The 20933-nt window shown below is 70.3% G+C and carries 22 protein-coding genes; 15 read left to right on the plus strand and 7 right to left on the minus strand.

The genetic code is table 11. The features are described 5' to 3' along the window. The first annotated feature begins 23 nt into the window (after positions 1 to 23). The 9 genes from A3CQ_RS0148695 (at position 24) to A3CQ_RS0148735 (ending at position 8391) form a co-directional block, all read left to right on the plus strand. Positions 24 to 767 (plus strand): IclR family transcriptional regulator, encoded by a 744-nt coding sequence (locus A3CQ_RS0148695; protein ID WP_020518265.1) that lies wholly within the window; start codon positions 24 to 26, stop codon positions 765 to 767. A 78-nt stretch (positions 768 to 845) separates the two neighbouring features. Beyond that, on the plus strand, positions 846 to 1856 hold the full coding sequence (locus tag A3CQ_RS56610; RefSeq protein WP_020518266.1) for an extracellular solute-binding protein: 1011 nt from the start codon (positions 846 to 848) through the stop codon (positions 1854 to 1856). A 5-nt stretch (positions 1857 to 1861) separates the two neighbouring features. After that, a complete protein-coding gene (locus A3CQ_RS58355; RefSeq protein ID WP_020518267.1) occupies positions 1862 to 3556 on the plus strand; it encodes an ABC transporter permease subunit in 1695 nt (564 codons plus the stop codon). After that, positions 3553 to 4620 carry an ABC transporter ATP-binding protein gene (locus tag A3CQ_RS0148710; protein WP_020518268.1) on the plus strand — a complete coding sequence of 356 codons (1068 nt, stop codon included), beginning with the start codon at positions 3553 to 3555 and terminating at the stop codon, positions 4618 to 4620. Before A3CQ_RS58355 ends, A3CQ_RS0148710 begins: the two co-directional genes overlap by 4 nt. 10 nt (positions 4621 to 4630) lie before the next feature. Beyond that, entirely contained in the window at positions 4631 to 5557 is a 927-nt protein-coding gene (locus A3CQ_RS0148715) for a DUF6282 family protein (protein WP_020518269.1), read from the plus strand. Then, positions 5554 to 6441 (plus strand): NAD(P)-dependent oxidoreductase, encoded by an 888-nt coding sequence (locus A3CQ_RS0148720; protein WP_026207052.1) that lies wholly within the window; start codon positions 5554 to 5556, stop codon positions 6439 to 6441. Before A3CQ_RS0148715 ends, A3CQ_RS0148720 begins: the two co-directional genes overlap by 4 nt. Continuing rightward, complete coding sequence (locus tag A3CQ_RS0148725; protein WP_020518271.1) at positions 6438 to 6794, plus strand: cupin domain-containing protein; 357 nt, start codon at positions 6438 to 6440, stop codon at positions 6792 to 6794. The genes A3CQ_RS0148720 and A3CQ_RS0148725 overlap by 4 nt, the downstream gene beginning before the upstream one ends. After that, positions 6791 to 7645: an NAD(P)-dependent oxidoreductase gene (locus A3CQ_RS62400; protein ID WP_020518272.1), complete on the plus strand. Its 855-nt coding sequence runs from the start codon at positions 6791 to 6793 to the stop codon at positions 7643 to 7645. The genes A3CQ_RS0148725 and A3CQ_RS62400 overlap by 4 nt, the downstream gene beginning before the upstream one ends. Beyond that, positions 7642 to 8391, plus strand: a complete 750-nt coding sequence (locus A3CQ_RS0148735) for a carboxymuconolactone decarboxylase family protein (protein WP_020518273.1) — start codon at positions 7642 to 7644, stop codon at positions 8389 to 8391. Before A3CQ_RS62400 ends, A3CQ_RS0148735 begins: the two co-directional genes overlap by 4 nt. 22 nt (positions 8392 to 8413) lie before the next feature. Here A3CQ_RS0148735 and A3CQ_RS0148740 read toward each other — a convergent pair whose 3' ends face one another. From A3CQ_RS0148740 to A3CQ_RS0148755, 4 genes are all read right to left on the minus strand, one after another. After that, positions 8414 to 9739 carry an ATP-dependent 6-phosphofructokinase gene (locus A3CQ_RS0148740; protein ID WP_020518274.1) on the minus strand — a complete coding sequence of 442 codons (1326 nt, stop codon included), beginning with the start codon at positions 9737 to 9739 and terminating at the stop codon, positions 8414 to 8416. 23 nt (positions 9740 to 9762) lie between these two features. After that, positions 9763 to 10815 carry a lysylphosphatidylglycerol synthase transmembrane domain-containing protein gene (locus A3CQ_RS56620; protein ID WP_157297213.1) on the minus strand — a complete coding sequence of 351 codons (1053 nt, stop codon included), beginning with the start codon at positions 10813 to 10815 and terminating at the stop codon, positions 9763 to 9765. 107 nt (positions 10816 to 10922) lie between these two features. After that, a complete protein-coding gene (locus A3CQ_RS0148750) occupies positions 10923 to 11738 on the minus strand; it encodes an N-acyl homoserine lactonase family protein (RefSeq protein WP_211216824.1) in 816 nt (271 codons plus the stop codon). After that, entirely contained in the window at positions 11710 to 12441 is a 732-nt protein-coding gene (locus tag A3CQ_RS0148755; protein ID WP_020518277.1) for an SDR family NAD(P)-dependent oxidoreductase, read from the minus strand. The genes A3CQ_RS0148750 and A3CQ_RS0148755 overlap by 29 nt, the downstream gene beginning before the upstream one ends. Positions 12442 to 12507: 66 nt before the next feature. Here A3CQ_RS0148755 and A3CQ_RS0148760 point away from each other — a divergent pair, with 66 nt between their 5' ends. Next, a complete protein-coding gene (locus A3CQ_RS0148760) occupies positions 12508 to 13416 on the plus strand; it encodes an aldo/keto reductase (RefSeq protein ID WP_020518278.1) in 909 nt (302 codons plus the stop codon). Here the strand turns inward: A3CQ_RS0148760 and A3CQ_RS0148765 are convergent. Together A3CQ_RS0148765 and A3CQ_RS0148770 are read right to left on the minus strand one after the other, a co-directional pair. Next, entirely contained in the window at positions 13396 to 13992 is a 597-nt protein-coding gene (locus tag A3CQ_RS0148765) for a cysteine dioxygenase family protein (protein ID WP_020518279.1), read from the minus strand. The two genes, A3CQ_RS0148760 and A3CQ_RS0148765, sit on opposite strands and share 21 nt — an antisense overlap. 77 nt (positions 13993 to 14069) lie before the next feature. Then, positions 14070 to 15062 (minus strand): GlxA family transcriptional regulator, encoded by a 993-nt coding sequence (locus tag A3CQ_RS0148770; RefSeq protein WP_040434260.1) that lies wholly within the window; start codon positions 15060 to 15062, stop codon positions 14070 to 14072. A gap of 124 nt (positions 15063 to 15186) precedes the next feature. On the opposite strand from A3CQ_RS0148770, the gene A3CQ_RS0148775 reads away from it, so the two are divergent. Continuing rightward, positions 15187 to 15747, plus strand: a complete 561-nt coding sequence (locus A3CQ_RS0148775) for a hypothetical protein (protein WP_020518281.1) — start codon at positions 15187 to 15189, stop codon at positions 15745 to 15747. A gap of 10 nt (positions 15748 to 15757) precedes the next feature. Here the strand turns inward: A3CQ_RS0148775 and A3CQ_RS0148780 are convergent, their stop codons facing one another. Beyond that, the gene (locus A3CQ_RS0148780) at positions 15758 to 16588 is read right to left on the minus strand and encodes a DeoR/GlpR family DNA-binding transcription regulator (RefSeq protein ID WP_040434261.1); all 831 of its coding nucleotides are present in this window, start codon (positions 16586 to 16588) and stop codon (positions 15758 to 15760) included. 274 nt (positions 16589 to 16862) lie between these two features. On the opposite strand from A3CQ_RS0148780, the gene A3CQ_RS0148785 reads away from it, so the two are divergent. The 4 genes from A3CQ_RS0148785 (at position 16863) to A3CQ_RS0148800 (ending at position 20932) form a co-directional block, all read left to right on the plus strand. Next, complete coding sequence (locus A3CQ_RS0148785) at positions 16863 to 18152, plus strand: ABC transporter substrate-binding protein (RefSeq protein ID WP_211216825.1); 1290 nt, start codon at positions 16863 to 16865, stop codon at positions 18150 to 18152. Between the two features lie 54 nt (positions 18153 to 18206). Beyond that, entirely contained in the window at positions 18207 to 19142 is a 936-nt protein-coding gene (locus A3CQ_RS0148790) for a carbohydrate ABC transporter permease (protein ID WP_026207055.1), read from the plus strand. A gap of 3 nt (positions 19143 to 19145) precedes the next feature. Beyond that, positions 19146 to 19991, plus strand: a complete 846-nt coding sequence (locus tag A3CQ_RS0148795) for a carbohydrate ABC transporter permease (RefSeq protein WP_020518286.1) — start codon at positions 19146 to 19148, stop codon at positions 19989 to 19991. Between the two features lie 77 nt (positions 19992 to 20068). Next, on the plus strand, positions 20069 to 20932 hold the full coding sequence (locus A3CQ_RS0148800; RefSeq protein WP_020518287.1) for a ketose-bisphosphate aldolase: 864 nt from the start codon (positions 20069 to 20071) through the stop codon (positions 20930 to 20932). The last annotated feature ends 1 nt before the right edge of the window (position 20933 follow it).

Here is a 20933-nt window from a genome sequence, read left to right on the forward strand (position 1 = left end):
ACAACACCGAGGGAGGGCACGTCATGGAGATCGCCAGCGGAGACCTCCAGGTGGTCGCCCGCGTGGTCCAGCTGCTCCGGCTGCTCGCGGCGAGCGAGACCATCGACCTGGTCTCGGCCGCCGAGGAGCTGGGCGTCGGCAAGTCCACGGCACACCGCTACCTGGCGTCGATGGAGAACCACGGCCTTCTCCAGCGTCGCGACCGCAACCACTACGAGTTCGGCGTCCTGCTCGCCGAGCTGGGCACCATGGCCCTGTCCCGGCTCGGGGTTCTCGACCTGGCCGGTCCCGTGATGGAGGAGATCAGCGCGAGCGTGCGCCACACGGTGGTGCTCAGCGTCTGGAACGGCCACTGTCCGGTGGTGGCCCAGGTCTGCGAGGACCGCAGCCGGACGGCGCACGTCTCGATCGCGGTCGGCAGCCAGCTCGGGCCGGACGCCGCACAGACCGTCATCTTCTGGGCCCACCGGGACCAGTCCTTCTACCGGTTCCGCCCGGGCGCACCGCCGGTCAACGCGACCTCGGCGGAGCTGGCCGACGTGCGCCGGACCGGGATCGCGGTCCGGGTGAGCCACGAGAACGGCGTCAGCGCCGTGGCCACGCCGGTCGTGGACCCGACCGGCCAGCTCCTCGCGACGCTGGCCGTGGTCGGCATCGCTCAGTTCGTACCCGAGGAAATCGACAGTCCGGTGGCTCGCGCCCTGTTGTCGGGCGCGGAGTCGATCAGCCGGCGCATGCTCAACCCGCTCGACGGCCGAGCGGACTGACACCCGAGTCCGGAGCCATCAGAAAAGGCTGGCACGATGAGGACATACCGCATATTTACCGCTATAACTATATCTCTGTTGACGCTGTCCGCCTGCGGCGTGGGCGGCGACTCCGGCGGCGGCTCGTCGGACCAGAAACTGACCTGGGCCAGCACCGGCGGGCAGTTCCAGGAGGACGAGAAGACGGCCCTGCAGCAGCCCTTCACCGCGAAGACCGGCACCACGTTCACCAACGTGAGCCCGGCCGAGGTCGCCCAGGTCAAGACGATGGTGACGGCCGGCAAGGCGACGTGGGACCTGGCCAACATGAGCTGGATCTACGCCGGGGCCTACTGCGACAAGCTCTTCGAGAAGCTGAACGACCCGGCGATCGACCGCAGCAAGTTCCCGGCCGGGACCACCGGCGACTGCTTCGTCCCGACCTACCGGTACGCCAACATCTTCAGCTACAACGCCGACCTCTTCCCGGCCGCCAAGCCGACGACGATCAAGGACTTCTTCGACGTGAAGAAGTTCCCGGGCAAGCGGGTCGTCTTCGACTACCCGAAGGCCGGCCTGCTCGAGGCCGCCCTCGTCGCCGACGGGGTGCCGGCCGCCCAGGTCTACCCGCTGGACCTGGACCGGGCGTTCAAGAAGCTCGACACCATCAAGAGCTCGCTGGTCTTCGCGACCAGCTACGGCCAGATCCAGCAGATGCTGGTCGACAAGCAGGCGTCCATGACGATCACCGTCTCGGCGCGGACCATCGCCACCGCCAAGAGCGGCGCCAACCTCGTGCCGGTCTGGGACTTCACCACCACCGACATCGGCGCGCTGCTCGTCCCGAAGGGCGCGCCGCACAAGGACCTCGCCGAGCAGATGCTCGCCTTCGTCACCGAGCCGGCCCAGGCCACCGCGTACGCGAAGCTGACCGGGGTGGCGCCTGCCCGGACCGACATCGACGTGAACGCCATCGACTACACCGCCGACCAGAAGAAGTACAACGCCTTCCTGTCGGACCGCGGCACCGCGCTGGAGCAGAACAAGCAGTGGTGGATCGACAACACCGACGCCCTGACCAAGCGCTACACGAGCTGGAAGGTCGGCTGACCGAGATGGCCGTCCCGACCGCCACGGCGGTGGCGCCCGCCCGGATCGCCCGGGCGAGCGCCTCCGGCTGGCCGCTCCTGCTGCCGGCGGTGGCCGCGCTGGTGATCCTGTTCGTGGTGCCGCTGGTCAACGTCGTCGTGGACAGCTTCACCGAGCCGAACGCCGGGCTCGGGAACTACGCCTCGCTCTTCACCGACGGCTACACGCTGCGGGTGCTGGGCCGGACGCTGCTGATCGCGCTGGTGGTGTCGCTCGTGGGGGTGCTGCTGGCCTATCCCTACGCGTACGCGATGACGCTGGCCGGCCGCACGATGCGGGCGGTGCTGGTGACCGTCGTGCTGGTTCCCTTCTGGACGAGCATGCTGGCCCGCAACTTCGCCTGGATGGTGCTGCTCCAGGACGGCGGCGTGGTGCAGGACCTCCTGCGGCCGTTCGGCCTGGGCGGCGTCACCCTGCTCGGCACTCCCCTGGCCGTCGGCATCGCGATGACCCAGGTGCTCCTGCCGTTCCTGGTGCTGCCGATGTACAGCGCGATGTCGCAGATCGACGGCCGGCTGGTGGCGGCCGGGCAGAGCCTCGGCGCGCCCCGGGCCCGCTCGTTCCGCCGGGTCTACCTGCCGCTCTCGATGCCCGGCGTGGTGGCCGGCATGTCCCTGGTCTTCGTGCTGGCGCTCGGCTTCTACGTCACGCCCGCCCTGCTCGGCTCCACCCAGACCGCGATGATCGCCCAGGTCATCAACGTGCGCGCCCGGGAGCTGCTCGACTTCGGCGGCGCCGGCGCGATGGGGATGTTCCTGCTCGTGGTCACGCTGGTGGTCCTCGGCTTCGCCCGCCGCCTGGCCGGGCAGAACATCGCCGCCGTCGCCGCGGGCGGCCAGCCGGCGCGGCTCACGGCCGGCGGCGGGCGCTCGTCGGAGGTTCGCCCGTGGCTGCGGGCCTACACGGCCATCGTCGCGATCCTGCTGGTCGTGCCCACGCTCACGGTCATCCCGATGAGCTTCTCGGCCTCACAGACCTTCACGTTCCCGCCGCACAGCTGGTCGCTCCGCTGGTACCACGAGCTGTTCACGTCGCCGGAATGGACCGCGTCGATCCTCAACTCGCTGCAGGCCGGGATCCTCACCGCGCTGTTCGCCACCGTGCTCGGCACCATGGCGGCCTTCGGGCTGGCCCGGGTGAGCTCGCGCTGGCGCGGCGCGATCAACGGGTTCCTGCTCTCCCCGATGATCGTCCCGCACATCCTGGTCGCCCTGGTGGTGTTCTCCGCGTTCCTGCGGGTGGGCCTGAGCGGCACGCTCATCGGGATCATCCTGGCGCACACCGCGCTGGCCATCCCGTTCGTGGTGATCGCGGTGACCGCGCGGCTGCAGGGCATGGACGTCCGCCTGGCCGCCGTGGCGGGCAGCCTCGGCGCGAGCCCGGTCTCGGCGTTCCGGCGGGTGACCCTGCCGCTGGTGCTGCCGGGCATCCTCTCCGGCGCCGTGCTGGCCTTCGTGACCTCGCTGGACGAGGTGGTCATCGCCCTGTTCCTGCAGGCGCCGGGGGCGATCACGCTGCCGGTCCAGATGTACAACAGCGTCACCGTCCAGATCGACCCGACGATCTCCGCCGCGTCGAGCGTGATCGTCGTGCTGGTCAGCGTCCCCATCCTGCTGGCACAGGTCGCCGGCGCCCGGCGTCGCCAGGGAGGCATCCGATGAAAGGTGGAAGGGTCGAGCTCGTCGACCTCAGCAAGCGGTACGGCTCCACCGAACCGCCGGCGGTGGACCACGTCACCCTCGACATCGAGCCGGGCGAGTTCATCACGCTGCTCGGACCCAGCGGCTCGGGGAAGACCACGACGCTCAACATGATCGTCGGGTTCACCGAGCCCACCTCCGGGCGCGTCCGGCTCAACGACCGGGACATCACCCAGATGCCGCCGCACAAGCGGAACTTCGGCATGGTCTTCCAGAACTACGCGCTCTTCCCGCACCTCACGGTGGCCCAGAACGTCGCGTTCCCGCTGCGCGAGCGCAAGGTGCCGGCCGCCGAGACCGAGCGGCTCGTCGGCGGAGCGCTCGACCTGGTCGACCTGGCCGGCATGGGTAACCGCCGCCCGCACGAGCTCTCCGGCGGGCAGCAGCAACGGGTCGCGCTGGCCCGCGCGGTGGTCTTCTCGCCCAGCGTGCTGCTGCTCGACGAGCCGCTCAGCGCGCTCGACCGCAAGCTGCGGCAGACCCTGCAGCGCGAGATCAAGCGGCTGCACGACGAGCTGGGGCTCACCTTCGTCTTCGTCACGCACGACCAGGACGAGGCCATGACGCTGTCCGATCGCATCGCGATCTTCGACGCGGGCCGGATCGTCGCCGTGGGCACGCCCGCCGAGCTGTACCACCGGCCCTCGACCCTGTTCGTGGCGCGGTTCCTGGGCGAGTCCACCGTCTTCGCCGGGCGGCTCGTCGCCCCCGACGTGTACGCCTGGCACGACCGCAAGTGGACGATCACCGGCCGGCCCCGGGACGGCGCCCTGGTCGTACGGCCCGAAAGGATTGCCGTCGCCCTCGACGAGCAGTCCGTGCCGGCCGGCGCCAACACCGCACCCGCGGTGGTCACCGACGTCTCGTTCTACGGCACATTCCACCGGGTCGAACTCGCCTTCGGCGACGACTCGGTGGGCTGCACCGTCCTGCCGGCCGGCACGTCGCCGGCCATCGAACCGGGCGCGCGGGTCATCGCCCACTGGCGCCCCGAGGACCAGGTCCTGGTCACCGCCGAGCCCTAAGGAGATCGCAGTGGACTACGCCTTCGAAACCGACGAGGACCGCAAGATCCCCGATGCCGAGGCCGACGCCCTCCTGGTCGGCGCCGTCGACCTGCACCAGCACCCCGGCCCCAGCCCGTTCCCCCGGCGGATGAGCATCCTCGACGCCGCCCGCGACGCGTCGAGCCTCGGCTTCCGCGCGATCGTCGCCAAGTCGCACCACCACAGCATGGTCACCGACATCCTCGCGCTGCGGGCGGCCGGCCTCGACGAGATCTCGACCGAGGTGTACGGCGGGATCGCCCTCAACCGCACGGTGGGCGGCCTCAACCCGTACGCCGTGGAACTCGCCCTGCGGATGGGCGGCCGGATGGTCTGGTTCCCCACGCTCTCCTCCGCCGCCCACGTCCACCATCACGAGCACCACGACTCGGGCTTCCCCACGCCCGAGGTCGACCTGCGGCCCAACGAGATCATCTCGATCCTCGACGACAGCGGCGCGGTGCGGCCCGAGGTGCGCGACATCCTCGACGTGATCGCGTCCGAGGACGCCGTGCTCACCTGCGGCCACCTCGGCGTCACCGAGTCGCAGCGGCTGATCGACGCGGCGCTCGAGGCGGGCGTCCGGCGGATCGTGGTCAACCACCCGGTCTTCGTGGTCGGCGCCTCGGTCGAGCAGGCGGCGGCCTGGGCGCGGCAGGGTGTCTTCATCGAGCACTGTGCCGTCATGTACTACGGCCATCCCGAGCGGCGCCGGGACCTCGGCGAGCTGCTGTCCTTCATCGAGGCGGTGGGCGTCGGGCAGACCGTCATCTCGTCCGACTCGGGCCAGCGCAACAACCCGCTGCCGGTGACCCTCTACCGGCGGGCCGCCCGGGGGCTGCTCGACGCGGGCCTGCCCGCGGCGGACATCCGGCAGCTGGTCGGCGCCAACGCGGAACAGCTGCTGCTGAAATGAGGATCGGATTCGCGGGACTCGGTAACATGGGCGGCCGGATGACCGCGTGCATCGTGCGCGCCGGGCACGAGGTGCTCGGCTACGACGTGCGCCCCGAGAACATCGCGGCCGCCGGGGCGCGGGCGGCATCGTCGGCGGGCGAGGTGACCGACGGCAGCGACATCGTGCTGCTGTCGCTGCCGGACAGCCACGTCGTCGAGGCGGTGGTGCTCGGCGACGACGGCGTGCTCGCCCGCGCGCGGCCGGGGCAGATCGTCGTCGACCTGTCCACGGCCGCGCCCGACTCGACCGTGCGGCTGCACGGGTTGCTCGCCGGGCGCGGGGTGGCGTACCTGGACGCCGGCATCTCCGGCGGGGCCGCGGCGGCCGAGAAGGGCACGCTCACGCTCATGGTCGGCGGCGAGGCGGACCGGCTCGACGAGGCTCGCCCGGTGCTCGAGCTGTTCGCCACCAACATCTTCCACTGTGGAGCGAGCGGGGCGGGCCACACCGTCAAGCTGCTCAACAACTTCCTCAACGCGATCGCGCTGTCGGCCACCGCCGAGGTGATGGTCGCCGGCAAGAAGGCCGGTCTCGACCTGGAGGTGCTGCTCGCCGTGCTCAACGCGAGCTCGGGCGTCAACTTCGCCACCCTCAACCGGTTCCCGAGGATCATCCACGGGGACTACCTCGAGGGCGGCCTCACCAACTCGCTGATGCTCAAGGACGTCAACCTCTACGTCGAGCTGGCCGCCCGGCTCGGCGTAGCCGGCCTCAACGCGGCCGGCCCGGTGGCCACCTTCGGCATGGCCCGCGCGCTCGGGTACGCCGACAGGATCAGCAACACCGTCGTCGACGCCATCGGGGACCTCTCCGGCGGCGTACGCCTGCAGGAGAAGCCATGAGAATCGTGCGCGGGCAAGGCCCCTCGGAGCAGCGGCCGGCGACGGTCACCGGCGAGGCCTGGTTCGACCCGGTGCTGCCCGCCACCGACGGGACCACCATCACCACGGTGTTCTTCGCGCCGGGCGCGCGCACCTTCTGGCACACCCACGAGAACGGGCAGATTCTGCAGGTGCTCGCGGGGCGCGGGCTGATCTGCACCGACGGCTCTCCGCCCCGGGAGATCGCGGCCGGGGACACGGTGTGGGTGCCGCCCGGGGAACGGCACTGGCACGGCGCCGCGCCCGGCTCGTTCATGACGCACACGGCGGTCTCCCTGGGCGCGACGCGGTGGGCGGAGGAGGTCACCGGATGACGGTCGCCTTCATCGGGCTCGGCAACATGGGTGGCCCGATGTCCGCCCGCCTCGTGCGCGCGGGCCACGACGTACGCGGCTTCGATGTCGCCCCGGCGGCCCGGCAGGCCCTGGCCGACGCCGGCGGGACCGCCGCCCGCGATCTCGACGCCGCGCTGCGGGACGCCGCGACGGTCGTGCTGATGCTGCCGAGCTCGGACGTGGTCGAGGCGATCATCCACAGTGGGCGCTTCGCGCCGGGAACGGTCGTCGTCGACATGAGCTCGTCCGAACCCCTGCGGACCCGGGCGCTGGCTTCGTCCCTGGCGGACCAGGGCGTCACGCTGGTCGACGCTCCCGTCTCCGGCGGCGTCGCCCGGGCCCGCACCGGAGAGCTGACCATCATGACCGGCGGCGAGCCGGCCGACCTCGAGCGGATCGCGCCGATCCTGGCCTGCCTGGGCCACGCGACGCGGGCGGGGGCGGTGGGCAGCGGCCACGCGGTCAAGGCCCTCAACAACCTGTTGTCGGCCACCCACCTGCTGGTCACCTGCGAGGCGATGCTGGCCGGCGAGCGGTTCGGCCTCGACCCGGCGACCATGCTGGAGATCTTCAACGGCTCCAGCGGCCGCAGCGGCTCGACCGAGAACAAATGGCCCAACTTCATACTTCCGCAGACGTACGACTCCGGATTCGGTCTGCGGTTGATGCTCAAGGACATGCGGATCGCGACCGCCCTGGCCGACCAGGTGGGCGCCCCGGATCCGCTCGGGCACGCGGCCACCGACCTGTGGGCACGCGCGGCGGAATCGCTGGCGGAGACCGCCGACCACACCGAGATCGTCAATTGGCTGCGCAAGGAGATCCCGTGACGCTCACCGCCCGCCAGCAAGAGATCAAGACCAACTTCATCCGGGTACGCGGAGCGTGGAGCGACACCTGGGAGGGTGTGCTGCGGCTGGACCCCGAGTTCCTGGCGGCGTACCTGGAGCTCTCGGCCGTGCCGTGGCGCAAGAACCACCTCGACGACAAGGTCAAGGAGTTCATCTACATCGCGATCGACGCGAACGCCACCCACATGTACCTGCCGGGCGTCCGTCAGCACATCCGGGCGGCGCTGAAGCTGGGCGCCACCCCGCAGGAGATCATGGAGGTCTTGGAGCTGACCGCCACGCTGGGCATCCACGCCATGAACATCGGCGTGCCGATCCTGGTCGAGGTGCTCGAGGAGAAGGGCCTGCGCACCGGGCCGGCCCCGCTCTCCGAGCGGCAGGAGCAGATCAAGGCCGAGTTCACCGCGACGCGCGGGTACTGGCACGCGTTCTGGGACGAGATGCTCGAGCTCGACCCGGAGATGTTCGAGGCCTACACGGCGTTCTCGTCGGTGCCGTGGCGCTCCGGCACGCTCGACCCGAAGGTCAAGGAGCTCGTCTACATCGCCTTCGACACGGCCGCGACGCACCTGTACGCCCGGGGCCTCAAGCTGCACATCGAGAACGCCCTCGGGCACGGCGCGACCGCGCAGGAGATCCTGGAGGTCATGGAGATCGCCTCGGTGCTCGGCATCCACGGCGTGACCGCGGCCGCGCCGATCCTCCTGGAGGAGATGGACGCGTAGCCGCGAGCCCGGCCGGCCCGGGTCAGGCGACGGCGGTGGCCCGGTGCGTGCCGGCGAAGCTCGCGGGCTGGCCGGTGGCCTCCAGGACCGACATCCACAGGTCGCCGTCGGCGGCCACCTGGTTCCTGGTCGAGACGGCCAGCGGGATGGGAATGTGCACGAAGCGGTTGCGCCAGGTGCCGACGACCATGTCGGTGCGACCGGCCATGGCGGCATGGACCGCCGCCTGGGCCAGGCGAAGGCAGTAGACGCTGTCGTACGGGTTCGCCGGGACGCTGCGGATCAGATAGCTCGGATCGATGTACTTGAGGTTGGCCTCCTCGCCGGCGGCGGCGAACTCGTCGACGATGCGGCGGCGCAGGTAGACGCCGAAGTCGCCGAGGCGCTTGTTGCCGGAGGCGTCGGAGCCGATCTGCTCCAGGTACTCCTGACCGGCGCCCTCGGCCACCACCACGAGGGCGTGGCCCCGCTCCCGGACCCGGCGGCGCAGGTGCGGCAGGAAGCCATCCACGTCGACCGGGACCTCCGGTATCAGCACGTAGTCGGCGTCGTTGGTGGCCAGGGCCGCGTAGCAGGCGATGAAGCCGCTGTGCCGCCCCATCAGCTGCACCAGGCCGATGCCGCCGGGCTGGGCCCGGGCCTCGTTGTGCGCGGCGCGGATCGACTCCGTCGCCTTGCCGAACGCGGTCTGGAAACCGAAGCTCTGGCCGATGAAGGGGATGTCGTTGTCGATGGTCTTCGGGACGCCGACCACGGCGATGCGACGGTCGCGGGCCGCGATCTCGGCGGTGATCCGCTGGGCGCCGCGCATCGAGCCGTCCCCGCCGATCACGAAGAGGACGTTCACCCCGCGCTGCTCGAGGTGGTCGACGATCTCGGCCGGGTCCTGGTTGCCGCGGGACGTGCCGAGGATCGTGCCGCCGTGCTCGTTGATGTGCTCGACGCCGGCCGGGGTCAGCTCGACCACGTCGTGGCCGTGCCGGGCCACCAGGCCGCGGTAGCCGTTGCGGAACCCGAGGATCCGGGTCACCCCGTAGTGCGAGGTCAGCTCCAGCACCAGGCCGCGGATCACGTCGTTGAGGCCGGGGCAGAGGCCGCCGCAGGTGACGATGCCCACGCGGACCGTGGACGGGTGGAAGAAGATCTGCCGGCGCGGGCCGCCGGGCTCGAACGACGGCGGCTCCCCGGTGCGCGCCGCGAGCATCGCCAGCGTGTCGTCGAACAGCACCCGGTCGGCCTCGTCGACGTAGTGCTCCGTGGTGCCGTGCCGGGTGACCAGCCCGCCGAGCGGCGACCGGATCCGGCCGGCGCCGAGCGTCCGCACCCGCAGGTCCGTCGCCTCAACCATGCCGGAAGCGTAGGCGTCGTTCGTTACGGCCGGCGTCCTCCGGGATTTCTCCCGCGCACCTGCCGGGCGGACCACCAGCCGAGGCCGGCCAGCGCGCCGGCCGGTATCGCCGCGACGACCACGAAGGCGCGGAAGAGCAGCACACCCGCCAGCGAACCGGTGGCGTCGGCGCCGAGGGCGATGAGGACCGCGACCATTCCCGCCTCCGCCGGGCCGGTGCCGCCGGGGGTGACCACCGTGAGCGTCATCAGGCGTTCGGCGACGAGCCCGGCGAACACCACGGCCGGCATCGCGTCCACGCCGACGGCTCGGAGACAGCACCACAACAGCGCGCCCTGGCCGAGCCAGTAGCCGGCCATGCCCAGCGTCAGCGCCACGCGGCCCTGACGCACGATTCGGTCCACACCCGCCAGCAGATCCAGCACCGTCGCCCGCCAGGACGCGCCCACGGGCCGGTCCGTCCGGCGAGTGAGGCGGGAGCACGCCCGGCCCGCCAGCTCGACCAGGCGCAGGAGCGGCGTCGCCCGGCCGCACAACGCCCACAGCAGCAGGCATCCGGCCGCGAAGGCGACGGCCGCGGGAATGGTCCAGGGGCCCGCCGAGGCGGGTGCGAGCGCGCCGGAGCTCAGGAGCGCGAGCAGTGCCACCGCGGGCAGCAGCAGTTTGGTGATGACGTCGCAGGACTTCGAGACCACGACAAAGCGGGCGAAGTCCAGGCTGCCGTGTCCCCAGGAGCGGATCATCGTGAGGTTCAGGGCGGCGCCGGCCAGGCCGCCCAGCGGGAGGACGTTCGACACGGCGCTTCCGGTCAGGTTCAGCGTCAGGGCGCGGAGGCGGGTCAGCCCGGGCAGGGACGCGGCGAGCGCGATCGCGTGCGCGTACAGCCCGAGGAACCAGACCAGGCCCAGCCCCAGGACCTGCGCCGGCGTGAGCTCGCCGATGAGCCCGATCGCCGTCGTGAACGACGCTCCCGCGGTCGCGGCCCGGACGGCGGCCCAGGCCGCCACGGCGAGGGCGATCGGCAGCAGTGCGACCTGCCACCCACGGACCGCGGAAACGCCCGAACGCGCCGACACGTCATCCTCCACCAGGGGGAAACGTCGTTCGGCCCATCATCCGTCCACGGAGGTCCCCTCCGGCGGCTGTTCCGCGACCGGTTTCGGTAGCGCGGATGAACAGACATCTAGGCGATGGTGGCCGCCAGGCCCGCGAGAGGGCCGTCCGGCACCGGGGTGAAGCGGGCGAGCGTGCCCGGGTCGTGGCCGGCGACCAGGTGCCGCACCTGGCCGGAGGCGACCATCGCGCGGATCCGCTCGAACGCCGCGTACATGTCGACCAGGCCGGACACCTGGCTGAACGGCATGCTCCGCTCGTACTCCTCGTAGTAGTGCACCGCGTCGGAGGCCAGCAGCACCGGGCCCGCGCCGGTGTTCACCAGCACGACGCTCTGCCCGGGGGTGTGCCCTCCGACCCGGATCAGCCGTACGCCCGGTGCCAGGTCGAGCTGGTCATCGAACGTCCGCAGCCGGCCGTCCCGATCGGCCCCGCGCAGGCCGTCGATCTCCTCGTCCTCGACCGAGTGGTGCAGCAGCGTGCGGCGCGCGTACGGGCCGGTCCAGAAGTCGTACTCGGCGGCGGCGACGATCAGGGGCGACGCCGGGAAGAGGCCGAGGTTGCCGATGTGGTCGTAATGGGCGTGGGTGACCACGACCGGCGGCCCGGCGGCGCGGTCGACACCGAGCGCGTCGAACGCCGCGGCCGGGTCGAGCAGTGTGGTGCGCCGGCGACGGGCGCCGCCGGCCGCCGAGAAGCCGGTGTCCACCACGATCGTGCGCTCGGCGTCGCGGACGACCCAGAAGAAGTAGTCCATCCCGATCGGGCCGTCCGGCTCGCCGTACAGGTGGTAGTTGAGATAGACGTCGCCTCGGGTCGTCTGCCGGGTGCCGTACTTGACGATCGTCACCTGGTACTCACCGGGCGACATAGCCACCGTCCACACTCAAGATCGTACCGGTGATGCCGGCCGACTCGGGCGCGGCGAGAAAGACGACCGCCCGCGCCACCTCGGCCGCCGTCGACATCCGCCCGATCGGGTGGTTTCCCAGCGTGACGGCGAGACTGGCCGCCGGGTCCGGATCGGCGGCGCGGGCCTCGGCCATGAACTCGGTGTCGACCGCGCCGGGGGCGACGGCATTGACGCGTACGCCCCGCGCGGCGCACTCGATCGCGAGTTGCCGGGTCAGCTGGACGATGGCGCCCTTCGTCATCGCGTACACGCTCTGGTTGGCGATACCGACGAGCCCCGAGATCGAGGCCGTGTTGACGATGCAGCCGCCGCTCGCGATCAGGTGCGGCAGCGCCGCCCGGGTGAGCCGGAACACCGACCGCACGTTGGTGCCGAACAGCAGATCGAAGTCGTCGTCGCCGGTGTCGAGCAGCGGCCGCCGCAGGAACCGGGCCGCGTTGTTGACCAGCACGTCGAGCCGGCCGAACTCGCCGACGGCCCGCCCGATCACGGCCGCCGGGGCGTCGTCCGCGGTGACGTCGGCGACGACCGGCACCATGTGGCCCGACTCGGCCAGCTCACCCACGGCCGGGGAGATGTCGGCCGCGACGACCCGGTAACCCGCGTCGCGCAGCCGCACCGCCACCTCGCGCCCGATCCCCCGGGCCGCCCCGGTGACGACAGCAACCAGCTCCATGCGGCCATTATTGTATGACCGTCACACATTCTTCAAGGTCCCGGCGAACGGCCTATCCTGCGGACCATGGAAATAGTCGATCGCCTCGCGGGGGCGTCCCGGATCGGGCTGGGGCTGGCGGCCGTCGGCCGGCCGGGCTACATCAATCTCGGTCGCGCCGCGGACCTGCCGGCCGACCGGACCGTCGAGGCGATGCGCGCCCGCGCGCACGAGCTCCTCGACCGGGCGTATGCGGCCGGCGTCCGGTACTTCGACGTCGCCCGCTCCTACGGCCGGGCCGAGGAGTTCCTGGCCCAGTGGATCGCCGCCCGGCCGGACGCCGTCGACATCGTCGTCGGCAGCAAATGGGGCTACACCTACACGGCCGGCTGGCGGACGGACGCCGAGGTGAACGAGGTCAAGGACCACGGTGTGGCCACCTTCGACCGGCAGCTCGCCGAGACCCGGGCCCTGCTCGGCGACCACCTCGACCTCTACCAGATCCACTCGGTCACACCGGACAGTCCCGCGCTGCACGACGTGGTCCTGCACCGCCGGCTCGCCGGCCTCGCCGAGCGGGGCACGGTGATCGGGCTGTCGACCAGCGGTCCCGCCCAGGCCGAGGCGATCCGGGCCGCGCTCGGTGTCCGGGTCGGCGGGCGGCCGCTGTTCCGCAGTGTGCAGGCCACCTGGAATCTGCTGGAGCCCAGCGCCGGCCCGGCGCTCGCCGAGGCGAACGACGCCGGGTGCCTGGTCATCGTGAAGGAGGCGCTCGCCAACGGCCGGCTCGCCGTGGGTGCGGACGCGCCCGGCGACGTCGCGGCGCTCGCGGCGGCGCTGCACCAGCCGTGGGCGGCCATCGTGCTCTCCGGGGCCGCGACCGCCGCCCAGCTGGCATCGAACCTGCGAGCGGTGCACTACGCGGCTCCGCCGTTGAATCTTGCCGTGCCGGCCGCCGAGTACTGGCAGGAGCGGTCACGCCTGCCGTGGAGCTGACGCTCCGGCCAGGGCGGGGCTCTGATCCCAGCCGGAGACGAACCAGTCGACGGCGCCGGTGGCCGGGTCGTACGACCGGCGGCGGATGGTGCCGATGTTGCCCCCGTAGACGTGGATGCCGACCGTGGCCTCGCCACCGACCGACTCGACGGCGTGCACGTCGTCGTCGGTGGTGCAGCACACCGTGACCTGCCCGGCCCGCCACACCTGCTCCCCGGCCGGCGTCAGCGGCCGGCCGGTCCCGTCCGCCGCCGGCTTGACGTAGCGGAACTCGTGTTCGGCGCCGGCGTAGATTCCGGCGACACCCCAGGTCTCGTGGGAGTGGACCGGGGTGCGTTGACCGGGGCTCCAGACGACGGCCACCATGCACCAGCTGTTGTCGGCCGCGATGTGGAGCGGGTAGTTGAGGTGGTGCTCGGGCGACGGCCGGGTGAGCTCGGCCGGGATCCGGTAGTCGCCGGCCAGCAGGGCGGACAACCGGGCCGCGATCCGCCGGGTGATCTCGTTCTCGTCGTCGGTGTCCTTGACGATGACGGCGACATCGTCGATGAAGTCACGCAAGTCGTGGTCGCTCATGTCGCCACCCTGCGCCAAGAAACGCCCGGCATCATTCCTCCGGCTCGCAAAGGTCCGGAAACTTGGGGAGTACGTCGTCACGGCCTCGTCCGGACGGTGTGCGACTGGGTCGCGCGGTAGTGCGAGGGCGAGACGCCGATAGCGCTGACGAAGGCCTGGCGCAGCGCCTCGGCCGTGCCGAACCCGCAGCGTCTCGCCACGGCCTCGACGGTCAGGTCGGTACCGGCGAGCAGGTGGGCGGCGGCCTCGGTGCGGGCGCGGCGGACGAACCGGCCCGGGGTGACACCCAGCTCCCGCAGGAACAGCCGGCTCAGGTGCCGCTCGCTGACGCCGGCCCGGCCGGCCAGGGTGGTCGTCGTCAGCTCCTGGTCCAGATGCGCGCCCGCGTACGCGACCGTGTCCTGCACGACCGTGTTCGCCACCGGCGGCGGCGCGGTGAACATGCTCATCTGCGCCTGGTTCCCCGGGCGTTGCAGGTAGACCACCAGTTGCCGGGCCACGTCCCGGGCCAGGGCCGCGTCGACGTCGGCCTCGATGAACGCCAGCGTGAGGTCGAGCGCGGCGGTCACACCGGCCGAGGTGCAGACGTCCGGCTCGGCGATGAAGATCGGGTCGCTGTCGAACTGCACCAGGGGAAACCGGTCCCGCAGGAACGCCGCGTGATCCCAGTGCGTGGCGGCACGGCGTCCGTCGAGCAGCCCCGCGGCCGCCAGCACGCCGGCGCCGGTGCACACCGACGCCACCCGCCGGGTCTCGCGGGCCAGGCGGCGGACGTGGGCCACCAGGCGGGCGTTCTCCATCGCCTTCACGTACCCGGTACCGCCGGACACGATGAGGGTGTCGAACGGGCCCCGGGCCCGTTCCAGGCTGGTCTGCGCGTTCAGCACCAGCCCGGTGGCCGTGTTGATCTCGGTCCCGCCGGGCGACGCCACCACCGGAAGGTAGATCGTGCGGCCGCAGAAATGGTTCGCGTATTGCAATGCCGTGACCACGCAGGCGATGTCGAGCAGCTCCGCCGCCTCGAAGGCGACGACGAGTACGCGACGCGGCTCCTCGGCCCGGGTCTGCATGAGACGCACGTTAGGGGCGCCGGGCCCGCGCACGCGAGATGTCCTCCCGACATGCTCGCCAAGTTTTCGGACGTGCTCACCGCCACCCGTCGTCAGGCCCGTGTGCCGCTGTCAGCCTGCACGAGTGAACACCGAATCCCCGCCGCTGATCGTCGGCCTGTCGCCCGTGCGCACCGTCCTGCTGCTGTTCGCCGGGATCGCGGCCGCCGCGCTGATCCTCCTCGACGGGGGCGCCACCGCGCCGCTGAGCAGGATCCTCGCTTCCGCCGCCCTCATCTACGCCGGCAGCGCGGCCCTGCGGACGCCCCGCGCCGCCTGGCCGGTGTTCGTCCTGACCTGCCTGGTCATCGCCGTCACCCGGTTCGCCGGGGGGAACGCCGTCGCCACCTGGATCCTCCTGGTGCTCGCCGTCGGCGTCCTCACCTGGGCCGTCCTGCGCCACCGCTCGACCGGCCTGGCGTTGCAATGGGCCGCGGTGGCGGTCTTCGGTCTGCTGGCCGTGGGCGGACTGTTCGGCCAGGGGTGGGCGGCCGGGCTCGTCGCAACCGGACTGCTGCTGCACAGCGTCTGGGACCTCGCGCACCTGCTGCGGCGCCGGGTGGTACCCGGATCGATGGCGGCGTTCTGCCTGGCCCTGGACGCGACTCTCGGGGTGGCCATCCTGGTCGCGCTCGGACTGGACTGACCCCCCAGGATTACGCCGGCCGGGGAGCCGAACCGCCGGGGAGGAGCAGCTCCACGCCGCTCGACGAGAGGGCGTCGCGCAGGTCGGGCGGCGGCGCGGTGTCGGTGATCAGGTAGTCGGCGGCGCCGAGCTCCGACACCTGGGCGAACAGCCGGCGGCCGAACTTCGAGGAGTCGGCGAGGATCGCCACCCGCGCCGCCCGGGAGATCATCTCCTGCATCATCGCGGCCTCGGCGAGGTTGCTCGTCGTGTAGCCGGCGTCGGCCGCGACCGCGCCGACGCCGATCAGCGCCAGATCGCAGCTGATGTCCAGCTCGGCGCCGGTGTTGGCACGAAAGCTGACCGGGCCGACCGTGGCCAGGGTGAGCGCGCGCACCGCGCCGCCGAAGACGTAGATGTCGCGGACGGCCGTGGGCGGGAGCGCGCCCGGCACCAGCAGGTTGTTCGTCGCCACGGTGAGGTCGCGATGCTGGCCGAGGCCGCGGGCGAGCGCAAGCGTGGTGGTCCCGCCGTTGATCATGATGGTCGAGCCGTCCTGGACCAGCGCCGCGGCCAGCGCCGCGATCTTCTCCTTCTCCCGTTCCTGCACGGTGAGCCGCTGGTCGACGGCGCGGTCGGTGGCGCGGGAGACCGTGGACAGGCTGACCGCGCCGCCGTACGTGCGCACGAGACTGCCCTCGGCCGCCAGCTGGTCGAGATCGCGGCGCACCGTGTCGATCGAGACTCCGAAGCGCTCGGCCAGCTCACCCACGGTGACCTGGCCGGTGTCGGCCACGTACGCGGCCAGCTGAGCCTTGCGTCCGGCAGGCAGACGGGGCCGCTCGTCCCTGTCAACGCTCACTGATTCCCCCTTGTCAGTCGGCAGTATGCCACAAATGCGTGTCCACTGAGCACGCCGCCGCGAAGAGCCGCGAAGAGCCGCAGGGATGGGCAAGTGCCCTCGAAAGCCCGTGCCGCCTTGGCAAACTAAGACTGCACGCCGCCCTCATGACGCAACAGTATGCCGCACTCCGCTGTTTTCTGCAGTTCTTCTCTTGTCTGCGTCGGTAACACGCTGCTAACGTGACGCGAACACGGCAGAGAACAGGAAGATCTCGATATAGAAGGAGCCCTCCATGACGATGCGTGCATCCCGGCTGAAGCGAGTGATAGGGGCGGTGACGGCGGCCGCGACGGTCGCGTTCGTGGCGGCGTGCGGCTCGGGCGACTCGGGTGACACCGCGTCCGACGGCAGCGTGACGCTGGAGTTCGCCCAGTGGTGGGGGGCCGAGCTTCCGGCCGGGGAGTTCGACAAGATCGTCAGTGACTTCACGGCACAGAACCCGACCATCAAGATCAAACTGCTGAGCGCGCCGTACGATGCGACGAAGCAGCAACTGGTCACGGGCGCCGCCTCCAAGACGCTGCCCGACGTCGTCGGTCTCGACGGCGCCTGGGTGAACGACTTCGCCAAGCAGGGCGCGATCACCGACCTGTCCAAGCTGATGACCGACGCGAACTACGACAGCGGCCAGCTCGCCAGCCAGGTGCAGGTCGACGGCAAGACGTACATGATCCCGGTGGTCAACTTCGTCTACCCGCTCTTCGTCAACAAGGACCTGCTCGCCAAGGCCGGCGTGGCCAAGGTGCCCACCACGCGCACCGAGTTCCTCGACGCGGCCAAGAAGATCAGCGCGTCCGGCGGTGACGTGAAGGGCTGGGCGCTCCCGCTCGACACCGCGGTCCCCAACGGCGTACAGAACGACGTCATGTCCTGGCTGTGGGCCTCCGGCGGCAGCATGCTGCAGGACGGCAAGCCCAACCTGCAGAGCGCGCCGGTCAAGAGCACCGTCGAGTACGTGAAGAGCCTGAACGACGCGGGCGTCATCGCACCCGGCTCGCTCACCATGAAGGAGCAGGACAAGGTCGAGAAGTTCACCAACGGCCAGGTCGGCATGATGATCGACTCGCTCGCCCACATCAACCTGATCAAGAAGAACAAGCCCGGCCTGAAGTTCGAGGTGGCGGCCCTGCCGGCCGAGGACACCTACACCGGCAAGCGCGGCATCCCGTACGCCAGCTGGGGAATTGGAATTTCCAACTCGACCAAGCACAAGGCCGAGGCGTTCAAGTTCGTCTCCTACCTGCTCGGCCAGGAGACCAACGCGAAGCTGAGCACGATCGCCAACGGCTTCCCGGGCAACAAGAACGCCAAGCCCGACTTCAGCGGCAGCGACCCGATGTTCAAGACCGCGTTCGACATCTACCAGCAGGGCTACCCGGCCAACGAGTTCGTCGGCCTGGCCAAGTCCGAGGACCTGATGCGCAGCTTCGACGAGCAGCTCCAGCTCGTGCTGACCGGCAAGTCGAGCGTCGACGACGCGCTCGCCAAGGCGCAGGAGTCCTGGTCGTCGGTGATCGATTAGCCCGTCCGGGCGCCGCGCTCGGCAACGGCGCGGCGCCCGATCTAGGAGACAGCGATGACATCCCTGATGGCCTCGAAGGCCGCCGCGCCGGTCGAGCAGGCGGCGCCGCCGAAGAAGAAGACGCTGGCCCGGCGCCTGGTCCCGTACGGCTACCTGTCCCCCACGGCCATCCTGATCGTGGTCCTGATGGTGGTCCCCATCGTCATGGTGATCAGCTACTCGTTCCGGGACAACGTGATCGTCCAGGAGAACCCGGTGTTCGCCGGGTTCGCCAACTACACCAAGGTGCTCACCGACCCGGACTTCCTGATCGCGATCAAGAACACCGCGATCTTCATCTCGGTCAGCATGGTGGCCCACCTGCTGCTCGGCCTGGCCTTCGCGATGATGCTCAACACCCCGCTGCTCGGCGGCGTCACCAAGGCCGTCTTCCGGATCGTGTACATCCTGCCCTGGCTGTTCACGATCGCGGTGATCGCCGTCATCTGGCGGCTGCTGCTCGACCCGTCCGGCGTGGTCAACTACGTGCTGCATTCGCTGGGGCTCATCCAGGACGGCGTGAACTGGCTCGGTGACCCGGGCAAGGCGCTCTGGGTGGTCACGTTCATCAACATCTGGTCCGGCTACCCGTTCTTCATGATCAGCCTGCTGGCCGGGCTTCAGGGCATTCCCGGCGACCTGTACGAGGCGGCCGCCGTCGACGGCACGAACTGGCTCCAGCGGTTCCGGCACGTGACGCTGCCCCAGCTGCGGCCGGTGATCATCAGCATGGCCGTGCTCGACCTGATCTGGACGTCCCAGCAGTTCGCGCTGATCTGGCTGACGACCGGCGGCGGTCCGCTGCACGCCACCGAGATGCTCAGCACCTACACCTACAAACAGGCCTTCAGCGAGTACGAGTTCTCGACCGCGTCCGCCGCCGCCGTGATCGTGCTGCTGCTGACGATGGTCCTGGCCTTCTTCTACGTACGCCAGCAAAGGGAGCGGTGAGACATGGCCACCACCGTCAAGACCCGCCGCACGCTCGCCAAGGCCGGCGTGATCACCGGGCTCGTCCTCGGCGGCCTGTTCGCCGGCCTGCCGGTCCTGTGGATGCTGTCCACGTCGTTCAAGGGCAACGGGGACGTCTTCCAGAACCCGCCGCGGCTGATCACCAAGACGTTCTCGTTCGACGCCTACCGGGAGATCCTCGGCAGCAGCACCCAGCTGCGGTTCTTCCTCAACAGCTACATCGTCGCCTTCTCGGTGACCATCCTGACGCTGCTCGTGGCCCTGATGGCCGGGTTCGCGTTCAGCCGCTTCACGTTCCCGTTCCAGAAGACCGTCAACGCCGTGATCGTCAGCGTGCAGGCCGTGCCGCCGATCACGCTCGTCATCCCGTACTTCGGCCTCGTCGTCGCGCTCGGGCTGTACAACACCTATCCCGGCCTGATCCTCACGCACATGGTGTTCACCCTCCCGTACGCGATCATCATGATCACCGCGTACCTGAACACGCTGCCCCGCGAGCTGGACGAGTCCGTCAAGGTCGACGGCGGGACCAGCTGGACCGCGCTGTGGCGGATCCTCGTGCCGATCTCGGTGCCCGGCCTGATCGCGGTCGGGGTCTACACGTTCATGATCTCGTGGAACGAGTACCTCTTCGCTCTCACGCTGACCCGCACCGACGACATGCGGACCGTGCCGATCGGCATTCAGCTGCTCATGGGCCAGCACTCGTACGAGTGGAACCAGATGATGGCGATGAGCATCCTCGGTTCGATCCCCGTCCTCGTCCTCTTCCTGCTCTTCCAGCGGCGCTTCATCGGCGGCCTGACCGCCGGCGCCGTGAAGGCCTGAGCTACGCCCCCCATCCAACCGCCCCGCCACCGCCCTAAACCGGAGTAAGTGCCCCCTTTCGAAGGAGAAACACCGTAATGCTGACGACCGGCAAGGCGATTCTGGACGTCGCCAACGAACACAGCTTCGCCGTGCCCGCCTTCAACATCAGCGACTGGGCGATGTTCAAGGGGATCGTGGAGATCAGCGAGGAGACGAACGCGCCGCTGATCGTGGCGATCCACCCCGACGAGGTGAAGCACGTCGGCCCCGACATGATCGCCGGCATCGTTTCGCGGGCGCACCGCTCCTCCGTGCCGATCGCGATCCACTGGGACCACGGCGCCACCTACGACGAGGTCCTGACCGCCATCAAGTACGGCTTCACCTCGGTGATGATCGACGGCTCGCTCAAGCCGTTCGAGGAGAACCTCGCGCTCACCAAGAAGGTCACCGACTCCGCGCACGTGCTCGGCGTGTCGGTGGAGGGCGAACTCGGCACGATCGGCGGCAACGACAGCTACGCCGAGGCCGGCGCGGCCGAGATCATCTATACCGACCCGGACGACGCGGTCACCTTCGTCGAGCAGACCGGCGTGGACAGCCTCGCCATCGCGATCGGCACGTTCCACGGCTTCTATCCCGCGCACCTCAAGCCGGAGCTGAAGCTCGACCTGCTCAAGGAGATCAAGAGCCGGGTGCAGATCCCGCTGGTGCTGCACGGTGGCTCCGGCAACCCGGACGACGAGATCCGCGAGGCCGCCCGGATCGGCATCAACAAGATCAATATCTCGACCGACATCAAGGTCGCCTACCACAACAAGATGCGCGAGGTGCTCGGCAACGATCCCAAGGTGCGCGAGCCGAACGCCATCCAGCCCGCGTGCATCGACGCCATGAAGGTGGTCGCCGCCCAGAAGATCGAGCTGTTCGGCGCGGCCGGCAAGGGCTCGCTCTACTGAC

The organism is Paractinoplanes globisporus DSM 43857 (assembly GCF_000379645.1).
Taxonomy (GTDB): Bacteria; Actinomycetota; Actinomycetes; order Mycobacteriales; family Micromonosporaceae; genus Actinoplanes; species Actinoplanes globisporus.

What these genes read in the sequence shown, in the direction of transcription:
- A3CQ_RS62400 (WP_020518272.1), top strand. Translation starts at nt 6,791, where the DNA reads ATGACGGTCGCCTTCATCGGGCTCGGCAACATGGGTGGCCCGATGTCC.
- A3CQ_RS0148785 (WP_211216825.1), top strand. Translation starts at nt 16,863, where the DNA reads ATGACGATGCGTGCATCCCGGCTGAAGCGAGTGATAGGGGCGGTGACG.
- A3CQ_RS0148800 (WP_020518287.1), top strand. Translation starts at nt 20,069, where the DNA reads ATGCTGACGACCGGCAAGGCGATTCTGGACGTCGCCAACGAACACAGC.
- A3CQ_RS0148770 (WP_040434260.1), bottom strand. Translation starts at nt 15,062, where the DNA reads ATGCAGACCCGGGCCGAGGAGCCGCGTCGCGTACTCGTCGTCGCCTTC.
- A3CQ_RS0148765 (WP_020518279.1), bottom strand. Translation starts at nt 13,992, where the DNA reads ATGAGCGACCACGACTTGCGTGACTTCATCGACGATGTCGCCGTCATC.
- A3CQ_RS0148760 (WP_020518278.1), top strand. Translation starts at nt 12,508, where the DNA reads ATGGAAATAGTCGATCGCCTCGCGGGGGCGTCCCGGATCGGGCTGGGG.
- A3CQ_RS0148740 (WP_020518274.1), bottom strand. Translation starts at nt 9,739, where the DNA reads ATGGTTGAGGCGACGGACCTGCGGGTGCGGACGCTCGGCGCCGGCCGG.
- A3CQ_RS0148755 (WP_020518277.1), bottom strand. Translation starts at nt 12,441, where the DNA reads ATGGAGCTGGTTGCTGTCGTCACCGGGGCGGCCCGGGGGATCGGGCGC.
- A3CQ_RS0148695 (WP_020518265.1), top strand. Translation starts at nt 24, where the DNA reads ATGGAGATCGCCAGCGGAGACCTCCAGGTGGTCGCCCGCGTGGTCCAG.
- A3CQ_RS0148795 (WP_020518286.1), top strand. Translation starts at nt 19,146, where the DNA reads ATGGCCACCACCGTCAAGACCCGCCGCACGCTCGCCAAGGCCGGCGTG.
- A3CQ_RS0148790 (WP_026207055.1), top strand. Translation starts at nt 18,207, where the DNA reads ATGACATCCCTGATGGCCTCGAAGGCCGCCGCGCCGGTCGAGCAGGCG.
- A3CQ_RS0148725 (WP_020518271.1), top strand. Translation starts at nt 6,438, where the DNA reads ATGAGAATCGTGCGCGGGCAAGGCCCCTCGGAGCAGCGGCCGGCGACG.
- A3CQ_RS0148720 (WP_026207052.1), top strand. Translation starts at nt 5,554, where the DNA reads ATGAGGATCGGATTCGCGGGACTCGGTAACATGGGCGGCCGGATGACC.
- A3CQ_RS0148710 (WP_020518268.1), top strand. Translation starts at nt 3,553, where the DNA reads ATGAAAGGTGGAAGGGTCGAGCTCGTCGACCTCAGCAAGCGGTACGGC.
- A3CQ_RS58355 (WP_020518267.1), top strand. Translation starts at nt 1,862, where the DNA reads ATGGCCGTCCCGACCGCCACGGCGGTGGCGCCCGCCCGGATCGCCCGG.